Source organism: Corynebacterium sp. HMSC074A01 (assembly GCF_001831515.1).
In the GTDB taxonomy this organism is placed as follows: Bacteria; Actinomycetota; Actinomycetes; order Mycobacteriales; family Mycobacteriaceae; genus Corynebacterium.
The window spans coordinates 161,499-180,475 of sequence record NZ_KV825619.1 but is presented as its reverse complement, the minus strand read 5'-3'; the positions used below and the strand labels follow the sequence as shown (position 1 = coordinate 180,475).

The 18,977-nt window shown below is 65.2% G+C and carries 19 protein-coding genes and 1 tRNA gene; all 20 read right to left on the bottom strand.

Annotated elements, in window-relative coordinates:
* Positions 1–3: 3 nt before the first annotated feature.
* Positions 4–570 carry an adenine phosphoribosyltransferase gene (locus HMPREF2550_RS07455; protein WP_038590882.1) on the bottom strand — a complete coding sequence of 189 codons (567 nt, stop codon included), beginning with the start codon at positions 568–570 and terminating at the stop codon, positions 4–6.
* 60 nt (positions 571–630) lie between these two features.
* Positions 631–2,262, bottom strand: coding sequence for an ABC transporter substrate-binding protein (locus tag HMPREF2550_RS07450; RefSeq protein WP_070790535.1), 1,632 nt, complete (start codon positions 2,260–2,262; stop codon positions 631–633).
* Positions 2,263–2,302: 40 nt separating this feature from the next.
* Positions 2,303–3,472 (bottom strand): protein translocase subunit SecF, encoded by a 1,170-nt coding sequence (gene secF, locus HMPREF2550_RS07445; RefSeq protein ID WP_070790534.1) that lies wholly within the window; start codon positions 3,470–3,472, stop codon positions 2,303–2,305.
* 2 nt (positions 3,473–3,474) lie between these two features.
* Positions 3,475–5,325 (bottom strand): protein translocase subunit SecD, encoded by a 1,851-nt coding sequence (gene secD, locus HMPREF2550_RS07440; protein WP_083319837.1) that lies wholly within the window; start codon positions 5,323–5,325, stop codon positions 3,475–3,477.
* A 135-nt stretch (positions 5,326–5,460) separates the two neighbouring features.
* The gene (yajC, locus tag HMPREF2550_RS07435; protein ID WP_246817492.1) at positions 5,461–5,775 is read right to left on the bottom strand and encodes a preprotein translocase subunit YajC; all 315 of its coding nucleotides are present in this window, start codon (positions 5,773–5,775) and stop codon (positions 5,461–5,463) included.
* Between the two features lie 42 nt (positions 5,776–5,817).
* Positions 5,818–6,894 (bottom strand): Holliday junction branch migration DNA helicase RuvB, encoded by a 1,077-nt coding sequence (gene ruvB, locus HMPREF2550_RS07430; protein WP_038590888.1) that lies wholly within the window; start codon positions 6,892–6,894, stop codon positions 5,818–5,820.
* Positions 6,895–6,900: 6 nt separating this feature from the next.
* Positions 6,901–7,500, bottom strand: coding sequence for a Holliday junction branch migration protein RuvA (ruvA, locus tag HMPREF2550_RS07425; RefSeq protein ID WP_070790573.1), 600 nt, complete (start codon positions 7,498–7,500; stop codon positions 6,901–6,903).
* An 11-nt stretch (positions 7,501–7,511) separates the two neighbouring features.
* On the bottom strand, positions 7,512–8,066 hold the full coding sequence (gene ruvC / locus HMPREF2550_RS07420; protein WP_070790533.1) for a crossover junction endodeoxyribonuclease RuvC: 555 nt from the start codon (positions 8,064–8,066) through the stop codon (positions 7,512–7,514).
* Between the two features lie 146 nt (positions 8,067–8,212).
* Positions 8,213–8,965 carry a YebC/PmpR family DNA-binding transcriptional regulator gene (locus HMPREF2550_RS07415; RefSeq protein WP_070790532.1) on the bottom strand — a complete coding sequence of 251 codons (753 nt, stop codon included), beginning with the start codon at positions 8,963–8,965 and terminating at the stop codon, positions 8,213–8,215.
* Between the two features lie 88 nt (positions 8,966–9,053).
* The gene (locus tag HMPREF2550_RS07410; protein ID WP_070763854.1) at positions 9,054–9,932 is read right to left on the bottom strand and encodes an acyl-CoA thioesterase; all 879 of its coding nucleotides are present in this window, start codon (positions 9,930–9,932) and stop codon (positions 9,054–9,056) included.
* A gap of 34 nt (positions 9,933–9,966) precedes the next feature.
* Positions 9,967–10,446 carry a hypothetical protein gene (locus tag HMPREF2550_RS07405; RefSeq protein WP_070763852.1) on the bottom strand — a complete coding sequence of 160 codons (480 nt, stop codon included), beginning with the start codon at positions 10,444–10,446 and terminating at the stop codon, positions 9,967–9,969.
* Between the two features lie 3 nt (positions 10,447–10,449).
* Positions 10,450–11,544, bottom strand: a complete 1,095-nt coding sequence (locus tag HMPREF2550_RS07400) for a glycosyltransferase family 4 protein (RefSeq protein WP_070763850.1) — start codon at positions 11,542–11,544, stop codon at positions 10,450–10,452.
* The gene (locus HMPREF2550_RS07395; protein ID WP_070790531.1) at positions 11,545–12,489 is read right to left on the bottom strand and encodes a phosphatidylinositol mannoside acyltransferase; all 945 of its coding nucleotides are present in this window, start codon (positions 12,487–12,489) and stop codon (positions 11,545–11,547) included.
* Complete coding sequence (gene pgsA / locus HMPREF2550_RS07390; RefSeq protein ID WP_070790530.1) at positions 12,490–13,125, bottom strand: phosphatidylinositol phosphate synthase; 636 nt, start codon at positions 13,123–13,125, stop codon at positions 12,490–12,492.
* Positions 13,118–13,705 (bottom strand): ATP adenylyltransferase, encoded by a 588-nt coding sequence (locus tag HMPREF2550_RS07385; RefSeq protein ID WP_070790529.1) that lies wholly within the window; start codon positions 13,703–13,705, stop codon positions 13,118–13,120. Before HMPREF2550_RS07385 ends, pgsA begins: the two co-directional genes overlap by 8 nt.
* Positions 13,683–15,758 carry a threonine--tRNA ligase gene (gene thrS / locus HMPREF2550_RS07380; protein ID WP_070790528.1) on the bottom strand — a complete coding sequence of 692 codons (2,076 nt, stop codon included), beginning with the start codon at positions 15,756–15,758 and terminating at the stop codon, positions 13,683–13,685. The genes HMPREF2550_RS07385 and thrS overlap by 23 nt, the downstream gene beginning before the upstream one ends.
* 171 nt (positions 15,759–15,929) lie before the next feature.
* Positions 15,930–17,096: a Dyp-type peroxidase gene (locus HMPREF2550_RS07375; RefSeq protein WP_070790527.1), complete on the bottom strand. Its 1,167-nt coding sequence runs from the start codon at positions 17,094–17,096 to the stop codon at positions 15,930–15,932.
* A gap of 53 nt (positions 17,097–17,149) precedes the next feature.
* The gene (locus tag HMPREF2550_RS07370) at positions 17,150–17,848 is read right to left on the bottom strand and encodes a copper chaperone PCu(A)C (RefSeq protein WP_070790526.1); all 699 of its coding nucleotides are present in this window, start codon (positions 17,846–17,848) and stop codon (positions 17,150–17,152) included.
* Between the two features lie 32 nt (positions 17,849–17,880).
* Positions 17,881–18,453, bottom strand: coding sequence for a copper resistance CopC family protein (locus HMPREF2550_RS07365; protein WP_070790525.1), 573 nt, complete (start codon positions 18,451–18,453; stop codon positions 17,881–17,883).
* A gap of 188 nt (positions 18,454–18,641) precedes the next feature.
* Positions 18,642–18,713, bottom strand: a tRNA-Val gene (locus HMPREF2550_RS07360).
* Positions 18,714–18,977 lie beyond the last annotated feature (264 nt).

Genomic DNA, 18,977 nt, shown 5'->3' with positions numbered 1-18,977 from the left:
ATACTAGCCGTTGACCCGGTGCCCGTCATCAAGCACGACAAGTGGCGCACCAGCTAACTTCTCCCGGCCGCCCAGGCCCTCTACCTCAAGCACCACCACGTAACCCACGACCTCGCCCCCGGCGTGCTCGATGAGATTCGTGGCGGCAACCAGGGTGCCGCCGGTGGCCAAGACGTCGTCGACAAGCACGACCTTTTTGCCCGCCAGATCCACACCGTCAGCGGGGATCTGCAGAGCGGCGGTGCTGTACTCGGTCTCGTACTCCTGCGTAATGACCGGCGGCGGCAGCTTGCCCTTCTTGCGGATCGCAAGAATTCCCAGGCCCATGTCGAAGGCCACTGCGGAGCCCAGTAAGAATCCGCGCGCGTCCAGCCCGCCGATCAGGTCCGCGCCGAGGTCTTGGCTGGCCTCGGCCATCTCGCGGATGACCGCGTGGAGCGCCGCCGGGTCGGCGAGCACGGGCGTGAGGTCCTCGAAGAGCACGCCTTCAGATGGGAAATCGGGCACGCGGCGCACTTTATGCGCCAAAGCCTCCTGCGCGGAAGAGTACTGGGTGGGGTGTGTAGCCATGTCAGCGAAACCTTTGCTTGAGAATCTTCGTCAGTGCATTAGCAGGGCGAGCACTTCGCGTCACCCTTGATCAGGTGCGGGCGGAATATCGTCCTTAGCCAACATACGCCAGCGGTCCATGTTCCAACTGATACCGTTCATGCCCGCGTACGGCACCACGTTGGCCACGCCCCGGTGCACAGCAAACGTGCGCGGCTGGGTGGCCAGCGGTAGCGAAGGCAGCTGCTCCCACAGCGCCTTCTCCTGCGCACGCAGGGCACCTACGTTAGCCGCCCTATTGTCAGCTGCCGGGTATTCCTTCATCGGGTCAACCGGTCGCAGCAACACGTCAATGTTGCCCTCGGAATAGCCAGGGTTCCCCTGGTCATCGAGGGTAGCGTGCGGCAGGTCCGCGAGCGTCTTGCCGGACTCGGTCACGTCGATAATCGTGATCCCGGCCGGTTCGCAGGTGCGCCGCATGGACTCCACCATCGCCGCATGCCGCGCGTTGGGATAGGGGTACGCCATGCGGATCTGCGCGCCGGAGATGCGAGATGCCGCCGCGATGTCCACGTCCAGGTTCGGAGTGGCAACGTCGATCACGCGCCCATAGAGCGGGTCGTCCTGCTGCAGCACGTGTACCGGGGCAACCGGCACCTCTACCCCGGCGAGCTCGCCGGAGGCCTGCGCTACCGCGCGTGGATCGAGACACCGCGACAGTGCCTTGCGCTGTGCCGGCTCGGCCCACGGGCCGACGTCGGGGAACGTGAGCACCTCGGTAAGCTCGCCGTGCACAGTGGTCAGATCGATCCGGTTGTTCTCCGCGTTCACGTCGAACCACTCGGGGTCCGGCTCGTCTAAGTCCGCGACCTTGAGCGCGTCGTGCTCGTAGAGCTGCGCACTGTCGGCAGAGCCAGGCCACACCACAAGGCGTTCGACCTGCGGTTGGTCGCCGTAGTAGTGCTCGTTGGCGACCAGATTCACCTCACCCTGCTCGCCGAAACTTTCAATCACGTAGGGGCCGAAAGAGACCTGCAGCTCAGGGTCGAACTCCGCGAAATCGAAGCCGGTGCGCCACACCTTGGCAACCGGCGCGATCCGTGCCGGATCCAAAGAGTGCAGGGCGTCGACGAGTTCTTCCTCGCTCATACCTGTCTTCTTGGCCACCGCGTGAGCAGGCAGCACTGTACCTGCGTCGAAAAGGCCACGCCAGCGATCCCCGCGACCTTCTTTAAAGACCACGGTGAATGTCTTGGCTCCGGGGGTGCATTGGAGGGACTCGGTGTCGTCGAAAAGCGGCAGGTGCGCGCCGAAGAGTTCCGGCAGCTGGCCGGCCGTGAAGGTGAGCAGGTAGTCGGCGCAGGTTACCGGTGTGCCGTCGGAGAAGACGGCCGCGTCGGAAAGCGTGTAGCTTACGCGCCGCTGCGCACCGGGCAACGCTTGTGCCTTGACCAGGTCCGTATTGGGGATCATCTCCCCGCCCGGACCGGGGACGAACACGCCCGGGTACAGGCGGCCCGAAAGCCGCTGTGCCTGCGTGGACGCGCCTTGCATCGACGCCGCGTTGGTGGTCAGCAGCGGTCCGGATACCTGGTACCCGAAGTGCTGGTCGTCCAGCTGCCCGTTGTCGTCGCCAAGCGTGCTGCATCCAGCCAGCGCGAGGGCGCTCGCCGTCAGCACCGCCGCAAGCGCGCGCGGAGTTCGTTCAGTCATCACTGATCCTTCGCCTCTCAACGAAACCAAAACCGCTCGCCTAGCGTCCCGGCCTCCACGTCGCGGAGCCAGAGGACTCGCCACGCGGCTGCTCCGGCGCGGCGCTCGGCGCAGGCGCGCGCCCGACCGGGGTGCTCACGGAAGCAACGGTGCGCTTGCCGGCGGCCTCGTCCTCGACGTCTTCTTCGGAGTCCTCCCCGTTGCGGAAAGCCTCAACGGCAGCGTTGTGTTTGCGGATGGAAGGCTTGCGCTCCACGAAGGTCACCAGCAGCGAAGTGGCAAGGAAGAGCGAGGAGATCACGCCCTCGATCACACCAATGAGCTGGATAACCGCCAGGTCTCGCAGCGTGCCGACGCCGAGCATCCACACGGCGACGATCATCAGCGCGATGATCGGCAGCGCCGAGATCACCGAGGTAGAAATCGAGCGCATCACCGTCTGGTTTACCGCCAGGTTGGCCTGCTCCGCGTAGGTAGACCTGCGCGAATCCAGAATGCCGGAGGTATTTTCCTTGACCTTGTCAAACACGATGACCGTGTCGTAGAGGGAGAAGGTCAGCACGGTGAGCAGACCGATGATCATCGCCGGGGTGATCTCCAGCCCGAACAGGGCGTAAAAGCCCATGATCAAGATCGCGTCCACCACGAGTGCCAGCAGCGCCGCGGCGGCCATCTGCCGCTGCAGGCGCAGCGCCACGTAGACCGCTGCGGCCAGAATAAACACGAGCATTGCGAGCAGCATGCGCTGGGTAATCGTGTCGCCCCAGGACTCGGACACCGTCGAGTCACCGATGGCGTTCGCGGAGACCTCGCCGTTGGCATCCTTCGGGTGGTACTCCTCGAAGATCGCCTGGCGTGCCTGGTCAATCTGCTCCTGCGTGAGGTGCTCGGAATTGATCTCCAGCGTGCGCGCGTCGCCCGCGCCCACGATCTGGGTCAGCTCCGGAGTGACCCCGGTGGCTTCGATAAAGGTTGCTTCGACTTCTTCGGCGACAAGCTCGTCGGCAGGCATGGACATCTTTGTGCCGCCCTCGAAGTCAATGCCCAGGTTGAAGCCGCGGCCGAGCATCGCGACCACAGCAATCGCGATGAGTCCGACGGTGATCGAGTACCACAGCTTACGGCGCCCGACGAAGTCGATCACGCCGTAGCCGGTGTGCAGCCGCTCCGAGCGGTGCTCGGCGGCGTCGGTGAGAGTAGCGTTAGTCATGTTTACTTCTCCTCAGCTTCGTGGCCGCTTACGGTGCCTACGGGCTCGCGCTTTTCGACGCCCACCGCCTCACGTTCTTCCGCTTCCCCAGCCCGCACCGCGGCACCGGTGGCAAAAGCCTTCGACATCCCGTTGACGCCTGGCTTGGACCAGAACTTGCTCCGCGAGGCCAGCACCATCAGCGGCGCGGTGACCAGGAAGGTCACCAACAGGTCGAAGATGGTGGTCAGGCCCATGGTAAAGGCGAAGCCCTTCACGTCACCCACGGCGAGGAAGTAAATAATCACCGCGCCGATGAGCGTGACCATGTTGCCTGTCACGACGGTTTCCTTCGCGCGATCCCAACCAGAAGCCGTGGCAGAACGGAAGGTCTTGCCCTTGCGCACCTCATCCTTGATGCGCTCGTAGATCACCACGAAGGAGTCTGCGGTCGTACCAATACCGATGATCAGACCCGCCACGCCAGACAGGTCGAGTGAGTAGCCGATCCAGCGGCCCAGCAGCACGAGCGCGCCGTACACCAGCACACCAGCCACTGCCAGGGTGGCCAGCGAGATCAGGCCGTAGAGGCGGTAGTAGGTAAAGACGAACAGGGCGACCAGGGCAAGACCCACCAAGCCTGCGTAGAGGCCAGCCTGAAGGGATGCAAGGCCGAGTGACGGCGGCACCGTCATCGCGGTGCCACCCGGTTCGCCGTTCTCACCTGCGAACGACAGCGGCAGCGCGCCGTAACGTAGGTTGTTCGCCAGACCCTCGGCCTCTTCCTGGGTAAAATCGCCGGTAATCGCGGTAGCAGAGCCGACCGGGGTTGCGCCCTGGATCACGGGCGCGGAGATGACCTGGGAGTCCAGGGTGATGGCGATCTGCTTGCCGATCATCTCGCTGGTCAGCGCAGCCCAGGTGGAGGAACCGTTCACGTCGCCGCTCTGGCTGAACGCGAAGCTGATCTCCATCTGGGAAGACTGCGGGTTGTAGCCGCCGGAGATCGGGCGCGTGGTGTCGATCTGCTCGCCGGTGAGGCGCGGGCCGTCTTCGTCGGTCACGCCCTGCAGCAGCGGCACCTGATCAAGCAGTAGAGGCTGGCCCGAGTTGGAGTCACAGGCCACCAGCGGGCGGTCCTCCGCGTCCGTGCCGGCCAGCGGGTCAACGTCCTGGCTGGCGCAGACGCCCGAGAGCAGAATCATGGAGGCGAACTGCTGGGTCGGGTCCTCCGACTGGCGGGATTCGCGCAGCACCTCCGTCGCCTCCTGACGACGCTCGGCGGCCTCCACCGGGCCCTCCGGCTCCGGCAGCGGCTCCGCGTCGACCTTCGGCCCCTGGGGCGCGTTCTCGCCCTCGGGCTGGTTAGCCTGGACGGCCTGGTCCAGCACACCCTGCGCCTGCTCCTTGGTCATCACGCCGTACTTGACCCACTCGTTTGCGGTCTCCAACAGCGTGAGCGCAATTGCTGCGGCGTCCGGCTGCGGCGGCTCCATCACGGGGCGGAACAGCAGCTGCGAGGTCTGCCCAATGTTGCGGACCTCCGAGGTGTCATCGCCGGCGGCGGTGATCACAATCGTGTTGCCGTCCACCACGACGGTCGCGCCGGAAACGCCCATGCCGTTGACGCGGTTCTCCAGGATGCGCCTGGCGTCGTCAAGCTGCTCGCGGGTCGGCTCCTCCCCCTGCGGCACCAGCGTGACGCGGGTACCGCCCTGGAGGTCGATGCCGAGCTTCGGCGTCGCCGACTTATCGCCGGTGAAAAAGACTAATGCGTACACGCCTATGACGATGAGGAGGAACAACGCCAAGGCCTTGCCTGGCCATGTCCGCTTGGACCTCAGATCGCCGGAACGCCGAGTGTGTGACGACACTTACGCTGACTCCTTAATTGATCCGATGAATGGTTCTGCGCCTTGCGCACAACGCATCTATGCTACGGCATGGTGCGCGTATTCACGTGGTCGGCCACGTGGTCCCTGAAAAACTCTCAGGTGTGACTCGTGCTTTTAGCGCTCCTGCTCGGTCTCGCCCGGGGCGGGCTCGGATGCCGGTGCCGGTGCTGCGGGGTCTTCCACGCGCTTCATCACACCAGCGGTCTCCATCGTGACCTGCACGCCGGGGGCGAGCTCAACAAGCAGGCTGTCGCCGTTGTGCTCCACCACAGTGGCGTGGAAGCCGGCGACGTTGACCACCTTGTCGCCCGGAGCAATCGAGGCTTGCATCTCTTGGACCTGGCGCTGGCGCTTCTTCTGCCCACGCATCATCAGCATGGAGGGCAGCAGGAAAATGAGCAGGACAACGAGAATCATGAGGAAATCCATGCGCCCCATTGTTGCATAGTGGCCTGTGCGGCCAACGGTTCCCTACATCAAGTTCAACTGCCCCGGCGCCTCGGGCGGCGGAGTCATGCCCAGGTGGTCCCAGGCGGCAGCTGTCGCGACACGCCCGCGACCGGTACGCGCCATCAGCCCCGCGCGCACCAGGTAAGGCTCGCAGACTTCCTCGACGGTCGAGGGTTCCTCCCCCACCGCAATGGCGAGCGTGTTCACACCTACTGGCCCGCCGCCGTGCCCACGGATGAGCGAATCCAGCACTGCCCGATCCAGCCGGTCGAGACCGCGCTCGTCGACGTCGAATACCGCCAGTGCGGACTGCGCAGCGGCCAGGTCGACGTGCCCGTCGCCGTTGACGTCCGCCCAGTCGCGCACCCTGCGCAGCAGGCGGTTGGCGATGCGCGGCGTGCCGCGCGAGCGCGAGGCAATCTCGACGGCAGCATCGTCGTCAATATTGACGTTGAGGATTGTCGCCGCGCGGGTCACCACGCGAGTGAGATCGTCCACCTCGTAGAACTCCATCTGCGCGGTGAAACCAAAACGGTCGCGCAACGGACCGGTGAGCATGCCAGCTCGCGTGGTGGCACCGACGAGCGTAAAGGGAGGAATCTCGAGTGGAATAGAGGTCGCGCCCGGGCCCTTGCCCACGATCACGTCGATGCGGAAGTCCTCCATCGCCATGTAGAGCATCTCCTCCGCCGGGCGCGCAATGCGGTGGATCTCGTCGATGAAGAGCACGTCGCCTTCCATCAGGTTCGACAGCATGGCCGCCAGGTCGCCGGCGCGCTCAAGTGCCGGGCCCGAGGTCATCCGCAGCGAGGTTCCCAGTTCCTGCGCGATGATCATCGCCATCGTCGTCTTACCCAGGCCGGGTGGGCCGGAGAGCAAGATGTGGTCCGGCGTGACCTCGCGGCGTCGCGCTCCGGCGAGCACCAGGCTCAGCTGCTCCCGAACCTTCGGTTGCCCGATGAACTCCTCGATGGACTTCGGGCGCAGGGACTTTTCGGCGTCGCGTTCCTCGGGCTGCGACGTGGCGTCGATAAGCGAATTGCTCGGCCGCGACATGCCTTCCGGGAGGCTGAACTCTGTTTTCTCCACATCCGACATGGGCGGCTACTTCTTTCCTAGCTCGGACAGCGCGGCACGCAGCAGTGCCGAGGTTTGCGCCTCCGGGTTCGCCTCGACGACCCGGTCCACGGTGGGGCGCGCGCTGCGCTCGGGGAAGCCGAGACCGATGAGTGCCTCGACCACCTGCTCGGTGGCCAGCGAGGACTTCGCCGCGGGAGCCGGCGTTTCGTCCTGGTCGGTGGCGAAGCCGGCCATCTTGTCCTTCAGCTCGAGCACAATGCGCTCGGCCATCTTCTTGCCCACCCCGGGGATCGTCTGAATGCGTTTGGTGTCCTGCTCGGAGATCAAGCCCGCGAGCTCGCCCGCGCCGAATACGGAGAGCGAGGCGAGCGCAAGCTTCGGGCCCAGGCCCGTGACGCTTTGCAGGCGGTGGAACATCTCGCGCGCCTCGTCGTCCGAAAACCCGTAGAGCGTCACCCCATCATCTTTGACCACCATGGACGTGAGCACACGGCGGTTTTCGCCGCGAGTCAGCGTGGCCAACGTCGGCGGGCTGGCCAGGAAGCGATAGCCCACGCCCGCGCACTCAATAACCGCGTGGTCGAGCCCGATCGAGATGACCTCTCCGTTGAGCGAATCAATCATGCTGTACTCCTTCACTTCCTTACCTGTGCTGCCTGCTGCGCCTGCTGCAACCGCTGTGCCTGCGCGCTACGCGCGAGAAGCGGCGCGCGCCAGCAGTGGCACACCGCGATGGCCAGCGCGTCCGCCGCGTCAGCTGGTTTCGGCGGCTCCGAAAGGCCCAGGATACGCGTAATCATGGCCGTCATCTGTTTCTTATCGGCGCGACCGCTACCGGAGATCGCTTTCTTCACCTCGGAGGGCGTGTACATGTGCACCGGAATGTCGCGCTCCGCAGCGGCGAGCACGAGCACCCCAACGGCGTGCGCGGTGTGCATCACCGTGGACACATTGCCGCGCTCAAAAATACGTTCCATCGCCACCACATCAGGGCGGTACTCGTCCATCCAGTCCCCAACTGCGCGGGAGAGCCGCAGGAGTCGCTCGCCCAGCTCGGCGTCCGAAGGCGTGCGGACCACCCCCACCGAGATGGGGAAGATCTGCCTGCCACGCCCGGCCTGCACCACGGACAGGCCGCACCGAGTCAGCCCCGGGTCAACGCCCATCACCCGCAGCCCTTCAAGGTGCATGCCTTACCTCCCACACACGGACAACCTACTAACACACATGTTCTACCATAGGTCGCGCCACAGCGCGAAGCCCCGCCGCAGACACCGCGTTACACGCGGCCCACGGCGGGGCATATCGGCACCGAACGCATCGGTGCGTGCGGGAACTAGTCGTCCAGCTGCGCGGCGACCTCGTCGGGGATGCTCATGTTGGTGTAGACGTTCTGCACGTCGTCCGCGTCCTCAAGCGCATCAATCAGGTTCAGCGTCTTCTTCGCGGCGGAGACGTCAGCCTCGACCTCGATGTCGGCGCGGAAGTCCTGGTCCGCCCCCTCGACCTCAATGTCGGCGTCCTTCAGCGCGTCGCGCACCGCCTGCACGTCGGTCGGCTCGCAGACAACCTCGAACTCCTCGCCCAGGTCGTTGACCTCCTCGGCACCGGCGTCGAGCACCGCCATAAGAATGTCGTCCTCGGTGAGCGCGCCCTTCTTCACGGTGACGATGCCGGTGCGCTTGAACATGTACGCAACCGAACCGGAGTCGCCCATGTTGCCGCCGTTCTTCGTCATCGCGGTGCGCACCTCGGTGGCCGCGCGGTTGCGGTTATCGGTCAGGCACTCGATGAGCAGCGCAATGCCGTTGGGGCCGTAGCCCTCGTACATCACGGATTCCCAGTTAGCGCCGCCAGCCTCTTCGCCGGAGCCGCGCTTGCGGGCGCGCTCAATGTTGTCGCCCGGCACGGAGGCCTTCTTGGCCTTCTTAATCATGTCGTCGAGCGTGGGGTTACCTGCCGGGTCGCCGCCGCCGGTACGGGCAGCCACCTCGATATCCTTAATCAGCTTCGCCCACAGCTTCGAACGCTTTGCATCGTTCGCAGCCTTCTTGTGCTTCGTCGTAGCCCACTTTGAGTGGCCCGCCATATGGCACCCCTTTTCGTCGCTGGAGGATGAACTTTGACGATTATACGTACCCTGCGCCGCGCACTCCCCTTTGACTGGTGGACCGCGCCTATTTCTCCGGCACAGCAGTCGCTCCCTCGCGCAAGTTCCGCGTCAGCCCTTCCTGCACCACCACAGCAACGAGGTTGCCCGCGCGGTCGAAAATGCGCCCGTGCGTGAGCGCGCGACCAGCGTGCGCCGAGGGCGAAATCTGGTCGTAGAGCAGCCAATCGTCCGCACGGAAAGGACGCAAGAACCACACCGCGTGGTCCAGCGAGGCCAGCTGCACCTTTCGCCCCGGGTGCGCCGCAAGCGAAGAATGCAGCAGCGTCATATCTGACATGTAGGTCAGCGTGCAGGCGTGGAAGGTGTCCTCGTCCGGCAACCGACGCTTGGAACGAAACCAGACCACTTGCTGGCTTTGCGTGTACTGGTTCGGCGCGTAGCGATCCTGCGGGACAATCCGGATATCCCACTCGTTCCAATCGTGCTTCGATCCCGGCCCCAAATGCTCCGGGTTCGCCTCCTCTCCTAGATCTTCCGGGCTGGGCACTGCACGCATCTCGTCGGAGTGCTCCAGGCCCTCGTCGTCGGTGCGGTGGAAGCTGGCCTGCATGGAGAAGATCACCTCGCCATCCTGGACTGCCTCGACGGTGCGTGTGGCAAAGCTGCGCCCGTCGCGCGGGCGGCCAACCCGGTAGACCGTGGCCTCGTTGGCGTCGCCAGGTCGCAAGAAGTAGCCGTGCAGGGAGTGCACGTGCTTGTCATCCGCGATCGTGCGCGTCGCCGCGACAAGCGCCTGCCCGGCAACGTGGCCGCCGAAGGTGCGCACAAAGTTCTCCGAGTGCATCGCCGCACCGCGGTAGATGTTCTTGTCAATGCGCTCAAGATCCAGGATCCGCTGAATATAGGTGGGCTGGGACGCAGAAGTTGGTAAATCGTGGTGCATGCCACCTCACACTACGCGCTCACGGCCCAGCTGTTCAGTTCAACTCCAGTTCCTCGAGCGCGGCATATTCGGGCAGGGCCGCGGTCCCACCGAGTCGCAGCACACGCACCAGCGGCCGCAGTCGCAAATCGCGCGTGTCGGAGACCGCCTCGTTATAGAAGCGCAGCGCGAGAAACACGCGCGTCTGCGCATCCTGCAGCTCCCGGCGCACTTCCGGTGCCGCAAGCACCTCATCCGTGAGCGCCACAAGGTCAGCGGCAAACGTGCGCTCGAGCTCGAGTCGGCTATCGACGTCACGTGCGTCGAGTCGCACCTCTTCGATCGCACGCGCACGCTCCCGCAGCTGCGGCACCACCGCGGCCACCACCGCAGCGCGCCGATCCAGCGCGGCCTGCAACGCCTCGCGCGAGCGATCCAAGCGCGTGTGCAGCCGGTCTAAGCGCTGTGCTGTGAAATACGCCCACGCGGCGAACAGCGTCACCGCGATTGCAACAACGACCCACACCACCGTCACTGCTTACTCACCCTTCACGTTGGCCGCGCCCACGACCGTTTCGTAGACCGTCAAGATCTGATCCGCCACGGTGTCCCAGTCGTACTCCAGCGCACGCGCGCCGCCCCGTGCAATGAGTTCGTCCCGCGCGTGCGGATCTGCAACGAGCTTGCGCAGCGTCGCCGCCAGCGCAACGTGGTCGCCCACCGGCACGAGTGCCCCGGCGGGTGTCGCCGAGTCTGCGTCGCAGACTCGCGCAAACGCCTCGAGATCGCTGGCCACCACGGCGCAACCCGCCGCCATCGCCTCGACGAGCACGATGCCAAAGGACTCCCCGGACGTGTTCGGCGCGACGTAGATGTCGGCGCGACCCAAGATGCGTGCCTTCTCCTCGTCGCTGACCGCACCGACGAAGTCCACACCCTCGACCGCGGTGATGTGGTGGCCCGCGCCGATGACGGTGACGCGCACGGGGACGTCGAGAAGCGCAATTGCGCGCAGGAAGATATCGAGCCCCTTGCGCGGCTCGTCGAGACGGCCGAGGAAGACGATCTCCACCGGTGCCGCCGGGTCGCGCGGGACACGCGCCTGCCGAAACTGTGCGGTGTCGACACCGTTGGGGATCACGATCGGGTCCGCGCCCACCTGCTCCACCTGCCAACGGCGTGCGAGTTCGCTCACCGCGATGCCCGCGTGGATCTTCTCCAGATTCGCGCGCAGCAGGGGCAGCGCGGCGCGCAGGGCATAGGAGTGCGTTGCCGAGGTGTGATACGTCGCCACGATCGGCCCGCTGGCCAGCGCGGTCGCGACCATGGAGTAGCTCGGCGAGTTCGGCTCGTGCACGTGCAGCACGTCGAAGTTGCCCCGCGCGAGAAACTCGCGGGTGGTGCGCCGCACCTGCGGCCCAAACGCCAGCCGCGCCACAGAGCCGTTGTAGCGCACCGGCACGGCAGGGCCCCCGCGGGTCACCCACTCTGGCAGAGCAGTGCTTGCCGACGCCGGGCCGAGCACCCCAACTACATGCCCCCGAGACCGAAACACGCGCGCGAGATCGAGCACGTGGGACTGCACCCCGCCGGGGTGGTCAAAGGAGTAAGGGCAGACCATGCCGATGCGCATCTAGGCTGCGCCCCCTGACTCCCCTCCGGGTGCCTGCCGACGGCGCGGGTGCGCGGTGTTGCGCCACTGCGCATCGGCGGGCCAGATGGGCTGCAGCGCGTGCCAGTCCTGGGGGTGGCGCGCAATGTTTGCGGCGAACTTATCGGCTACCCCCTGCGCGGTCGCCTCGAGCGTGGTCACCTCAACGGGGGCGGAAACCGAGAAGCCCCACCGCAGGCCCCGTGCGGCACGATCGGGATACCAGGAGTGCGCAACCGCGAGCTGCGCGCCAGTTTCCATGGCGAGCTTGGCCGGGCCTGCCGGCATCGTGGTGTCCTCGCCAAAGAACCGCACCTTCACGCCCCTTCCTTTCAGGTCCCGCTCACCCATGAGGCACACGATGCCGCCGTCTGCGAGCACCTCTTTGAGCCGCGCAAATGGCGGGGTCGCCGCGCCCGTAAGCGGGAGCACCTCAAAGCCGAGCTGCTCGCGGAAGTTCACAAAGGCGTCAAACAAGGCTTCGGGCTTGACCCGCTCGGCCACAGTGGCGAAACCCCCGTAGTGGTGCGCGAGCCACATCCCCGCCATATCCCAGTTCCCACTGTGCGGGAGCGTCAAGATCAAGCCCCTGCCCTTGTCCAGCGCGGCGTCGATGTGCGCCCGCCCCTCAACACCGGCGTCGAGCTCGCGGATGAGGGTTGGTTCGCCCGCAAGCTGCGGCAGGCGGAAGACCTCGTGCCAGTAGCGTGCATAGGAACGTGTCGCCTCGCGCACCAGCGCTCGCGTCACCCCGGTCGGGCCAACGACCCGAGAGAGGTTGCGACGCAGCATTTCCATCCCCTCCCCCTGCTGGGAAAAGGCGTCCGCGCCGCGCGCGAACATTACGGCGGTCCACCCGGCGGGCAGCTTGCCGACGAGCTTCCACCCCGCCAGGTAGCCCGCAGTCGCCAGATCGATGCGCGCCATCTACGCCCCCGGCGGTGGTGCGAGACGCTCCGCGGACTGTGGGTCGCGCGCCGCGAAAATGAGGCGCTGCACCACGGTAATGGCGGAGCCGACAAGCAGGACCCACAGGGACACCACGACGGCACCGCCCACGCCGAAGCCCTCAAGGAGCAGCCCAACGACGGCAATGATGAGCCGCTCGGGGCGCTCGATCAGTCCGCCGACGATGCGCAGCCCGCCAGCCTCGCCGCGAGCCTTGATGTAGCTGATCACCTGCGACAGCACGAGCACCGCCAGGCAGGCGGCAACGTGCGCGGGGTGCGCATGATCCACGTAGACCAGCCACATGGCGATGGCGGCAAACAGCGCGCCGTCGGTAATGCGGTCGCAGCTGGCGTCCAGCGTGGCACCGAAGGCGGTGCCGCCACCGGAGAAGCGGGCCATCGTGCCGTCGACCATGTCGAAGGCGGCGAAGAAGATGCTCAGCAGCGCGGCCCACACCAGGTGGTCGGCAGGGATGAGCACGACCGAGGCGACAACCGTGGCTGCGGTGCCCACCAGCGTGGTCACGTTCGGGGTCAGCCCCACGCGCAGCAACGCCTGCGCCACGGGCTTGACCACGACGGCCGCGGGCTTGCGCCCGTGCACGCTAAGCATCGCTGTCTCCTTTGTCACAAGCCTTGGGGCCGGGCCAGGCGTCGGCAAGCAGCTGGCGCGTCTCGCGCAACAGCTGCGGGAGCACCTTCGTACCGCCGATGACGGTCATGAAGTTCGAGTCGCCTGCCCAGCGCGGCACGACGTGCAGGTGCAGGTGGTCTCCCACCGAACCGCCTGCCGCCTTGCCCAGGTTGAGCCCGACGTTGATCGCCTCCGGCGTGGACACAGCTTTGAGCGTGCGCACGGCGCGCTTGGCAAAGACCATCAGCTCCGCGGTCTCCTCGTCCGTCAACGCTTCCAGCTCCGCGACCTTGCGGTACGGCACCACCATGAGGTGGCCCGCGTTGTACGGGTACAGGTTGAGCAGGGCGTAGACCGTCTCGCCGCGGGCGATGATCAGCCCGTCCTCATCGCTGCCCTTGGGAATCTCCACGAAGGGGTCCGTACTGCGCTTCGGTGCCGTGGCGATGTAGTTGGACCGGTATGGTGCCCACAGGCGCTGCAAACGGTCCGCATCGCCCGCACCGCGGTCGACGTAGTCACCGACACCCTCGCCGTTAGTTCCCACGGCGGGCCGCAATGGCTTCCTCGCTCGGCTGCTCGTTGCGCTTAGCTTCCACCCAATCGATGATCAGCGCCACGGCCTCATCGACGGGCACGCCGTTGACCTGGGTGCCGTCAAGGAAGCGGAAGCTCACCGCGTTCGCCTCCACGTCGCGGGCGCCTGCCACAAGCATGAACGGCACCTTGCCGGTGGTGTGGGTGCGGATCTTCTTCTGCATGCGGTCATCCGAGTGGTCGACCTCGGCGCGAATGCCAGCCTCGCGGAGTTTGCCCACAACCTCGTCGAGGTGCGGGGCGAACTCGTCGGCGACCGGGATACCCATCACCTGGTGCGGTGCGAGCCACGCCGGGAACGCACCGGCGTAGTGCTCGAGCAGCACGCCGAAGAAGCGCTCGATCGAGCCGAACAGCGCGCGGTGAATCATCACCGGGCGGGTCTTCGACCCATCCGGGCCGGTGTACTCCAGGTTGAAGCGCTCGGGCAGGTTGAAATCGAGCTGTACCGTGGACATCTGCCAGGTGCGGCCGATGGCGTCACGCGCCTGAACGGAAATCTTCGGCCCATAGAACGCGGCACCCGCCGGGTCCGGAACGAGCTCCAGGCCCGACTTTTCCGCCACCGACTGCAGGATGTTGGTGGAGCGCTCCCAGATGTCGTCGTCGCCGATGTACTTCTCCGGGTCCTTGGTAGACAGTTCGAGGTAGAAGTCGTCCAGGCCGTAGTCCTGCAGCAGCGAGATGATGAACTCCAGCACGCTGGTCAGCTCTTCTTCCAGCTGGTCCTCGGTGCAATAGATGTGCGCATCGTCCTGGGTAAACCCGCGCGCGCGGGTCAGGCCGTGCACCACGCCGGACTTTTCGTAGCGGTACACAGTACCGAACTCGAACAGGCGCAGCGGCAGCTCACGGTACGAACGCCCGCGCGAGTCGAAGATCAGGTTGTGCATCGGGCAGTTCATCGGCTTGACGTAGTAGTCCACCGCCTGCTTGGTCACGTTGCCGTCCTCGTCGACCTCGCCGTCGAGCTGCATCGGCGGGAACATGCCGTCGGCGTACCAGTCCAGGTGGCCCGACTTCTGGAAGAGCTCGCCCTTGGTCACGTGCGGGGTGTTGACGAAGGAGTACCCGGCCTTCAGGTGGCGCTGGCGGGAGTGCTCCTCCATCACCATGCGCACAATGCCGCCGTCCGGGTGGAAGACCGGCAGGCCCGAGCCCACCTCGTCCGGGAAGGAAAACAGGTCCATCTCGTTGCCCAGTCGGCGGTGGTCGCGCTTCTCCGCCTCCTCGAGCATGGTCATGTACTCGTCCAGCTTCTCCTTGGACTCCCACGCGGTGCCGTAGACGCGCTGCAGCCCAGCGTTGTTCTGGTCGCCGCGCCAGTACGCAGCGGAAGAACGGGTCAGAGCGAACGCCGGGATGTACTTGGTGGTCGGTACGTGCGGGCCGCGGCAGAGGTCAAACCACTCGACGTCGCCCGTGCGCGGATTGACGTTGTCGTAGTAGGTCAGCTCACCGGCACCCACCTCGGTCGCCTCGTCCGAATCCGGGTCGACGTTGCCCTTGTCCTGGATCAACTCAAGCTTGTACGGCTCGTCCGCCAGCTTTTCCGACGCCACCTCAGCGGACTCGAAGACGCCGCGGGCAAACTTCTGGCCCTGCTTGATGATCTTCTTCATCCGGCGTTCCAGCTTCTTCAGGTCCTCCGGCGTAAAGGGCTCAGCCACGTCGAAGTCGTAGTAGAAGCCGCCCTCGATCGCCGGGCCGATACCGAGCTTCGTGCCCGGGAACTCCGCCTGCACCGCCTGCGCGAGCACGTGCGCGCAGGAGTGGCGGATTACCGAGCGGCCCAGCTCCGTATTGGCAGCGACCGGGGTAAAGGTTGCGGTCTCATCCGGCACGTGCGAGAGATCAACCAGCTCGCCCGCCTCGTTCTTCACGACAACGACGGCGTTGTCGCCCCGGTTGGGCAGGTTCAGCTCGCGCATCGCCGCGCCCACGGGGGTGCCTGCTGGCACCTCGAAGGGCTCGAACTCTACCTGCACGTTGACATCGGCTACATCGGTGGCCATTGGCGCTCCTTTGCGCATCATCTGGGGTCCGCCGTACCTGGGCGCACCCCTTCAAGTTCACTGTTCGTCATGCGGCGGGCGCGAAAGAGGGCCCGACACGTCGTTGCACATCCTACCCCGCGGCTGTGCGGGGTTGCGGGTTGGCGGGGTCACGTAGCGTCGAAAAGCGAACTAGGCTTCGAGCAGCGACTGACCCCAGTAGTCGCTCTCACCGACGCCGGGCACGATGTAGTACACGGCCGAGCCGATGTGGGTGATCCACTCATTGAGACGATCGACCTCATCGAGGTGCGCGAGCATCGGGGTAAAGCTCTCGTCCGGGTCGCGCTGATAGGACATGAACACCAGCCCGGCGTTGGACAGCTCGCCGGACCCCGGCTCGGGCGGCAAGTTGTAGTTGTAGGGGCGGCGCAGAATCTTCGTGCCCACCGCGCGGGCGCGCGCCATGTGCGAGTTGCGGTCAATGACCGGCAGCCCGTACTCATCGCGGGCCTCGAAATCAGGCTCCGAAAACTCGTCCCCGCCCGTCAGCGGCGCACCAGTGTCTAAGGTGCGGCCCACCGCCTCTTCGCGGGAGCGGCGATCCAAAAGCTCCCACGTGTCCAAATTCATGGCGATGCGGCGCACCACCAGCGACGTGCCACCGGCAAACGGGCCGGAAGGGATCCACACCTGCTCGTTGTATTCTTCCTCCGTGTGCGGGTTGACCGTCCCGTCCACCTGGCCAAACAGGTTGCGCGGGGTCTCACCCTCCGGCGTGGCCCCGCGCGCATTGACAAAGCCCTGCTGCACCCAGGCCGTCTCCACGTAATCCACGCCCGCGCGCGTCATGTGCCGCATCGCCCACGCGCCCATCACCGGGTCGTCGCAGCAAATCTGCAGCACCAGGTCGGTCTGCCCCCACTTCGGGTCGAGCTTGTCGCGGGTCATTGCCGGAATGTCGTGCAGCCACTCCGGCTTATCCATCCCCGCCTTGGCGAAAAGCCCCTCGCCAAAGCCGCAGGTAAAAGTAAGGCTTGCGGGCCAAGCCGTCATCTCCGGCTCAAGGCTGCCCAGCGGATTCTGCCCATTGGCCAGCCTGCGCGCGTCCTCAGTCCACAGCCGCATCAGCCGCGCGACCACCTTCGCGTCGGCCCCGTCTTTGAGGTTGAAGCCGATGAGGTTCAGGCACGCCTGCTCAGGCGTGGCCACGCCAGCCTGGTGCGCACCGTGAAAATCTACGGTTGCTTCCCGCAGCGGCAGCGGCGGGGCTTCCGGTTCGTCTGCGCAGGCAGCGAGCATGCTTAACGACGCCACTCCCGCCGAACCAGCGAGAAATCCCCGTCGCGAAACCGCCATCGTAAAAGTTCACTTCCCCTTTTCTAGTTCTGCTTCTGGTGCTTCTCTTGCTACTAGTGTGCGCTGTGATCCATCTCGCCATGGTCCATGTCGCCATGGTCCATCTCATCGTGGTTCATCGCGCTGTGGCCCGCGAGCTGGCCGTCTTCGCCGTAATCCTCGCCGCCCGGCAGCATGGAGCGCACCGCGACGCCGTCGACAGCAATGCTCTCACCGTCAGCGGTTTCGAACTCGATGTCAACGGTGTCGCCTGCCGGAATCTCCGGGGCGTAGCCCATGACCATCAGGTGGTCGCCGCCAGGGGCCAGCTCTGCCGTGCCGCCAGCCGGGATGGTGATGCCGCCCTCCTTCTCCTGCATGACGCCGTCCACGGTCTCGTGGATCTCGTAGGAAGCCTCGCCCAGCGAGGTGGTGAAGCCGGTAACCGTGATCTCGTTATCCGAGGTGTTGTGGATGGTGCCGAAGATGGCGGTCATCTCGGTGCCGTCCTCCGCATTAGCGGCGGCCTTGGCGCGCACGGTGGCGTTCTCCAGTTTGAGGTCGCCGTCGCCAAGCAGCTCGCCCTCGGCATCAGCCGAGTCGGAGGAGTCTGCGGCCGCGGACTCGGTTGCGGCGCTCGAGGTGGTTGCCTCGGATGCGGCGGTGGTCTCCTCGGTCTGCGTGGAGTCGTTCTCATTCGCAGGGCTGCAGGCTCCGAGCGCCAGGGTTGCCACAGCTGCAAGTGCGATGGTGGTGGAACGGGAGATAGACATATTCTGCTCTTTTCTGTCGGGATGAGTGGGTTTTACTTATTCTTTCGGCCGATAAGGACGATGCCGACACCGAGCACAGCGATCACCGCGACGATGATGCCGATAACCACGCCGGCGCTCATGCCGGAATCCTGCGTCGCAGAGTCTTCGGATGCGGCATCAACTGCCGCGTCGTCATCGTTTGCGCTCTCGGAGTGCGCTCCGGCCGTCGGCTCGTAAGTAAAGGTGGTGCGGCCTTTTGTTGAGTGACCGTCAGAAGAGATGATCTGGAACCCAACCTGGTACTCGCCAGGCTCGGCGTTCTCCTCCACTTCTGCGGGGACATCAACAGTCACCAGTCGTTCGTTTAACTCGGGCTCCCCAGTGAACAGGATCTCACCGTCACTGACGCGAGACAGCGCGACGGTATTAAACCCCTCCTTCGGCTGCCCAGAGAACTCCAACGTAATCGAATCCGGGAACTCCGAGACCACAGATGCGTTCTCCGGGTCCCCACCGATCACCGAGTCATGAGCGAGTGCCGCCGGGGCACCAATCGCGGCTAGACCTGCGACAGCGCCGGCCGCGGCCAAAGCGCACTGCGTGCGCCACGGGAAGCGTTGCATCAAAAAGGCTCTCCATTCTTTGGTCGCGCGGAGGGACGTGTGTTTCACGTTTCCGCTTAGGAGAGTAGTCGGGCCACAGCCCTAAAGAGTTCCCGGCCCACCAACTTTTGTTTGATGCCCTGATGCCCGCCCAAAATGGGGGGTTCAGAAAAGAAGACAGCCGCCAGAAGCTGGCGGCTGTCTCGGTGTGGTCCTAGCTGGGATCGAACCAGCGACCTTTCCGGTGTGAACGGAACGCTCTTCCACTGAGCCATAGGACCGAACGAGTAAGTACTTTACAACGCCGGTGACCTTTTCCACGAATCCGCAGGATATGGGGCGCTTTGCGCGCTCCGCCCCCCAAAAACACGCGGCGTGGCTTTCAAACTACAGTGTTGTAATCCCCACCCCTCCAACCGAGACCACTAGAGGTGCCACTTTACGCGCATGACCTCACGATTTGGACTCTGGTGAGCAACAGGTTAATGTTTTATCTCGCACAATGCAGTGCATGCGGATGTAGCGCAGTTGGTAGCGCATCACCT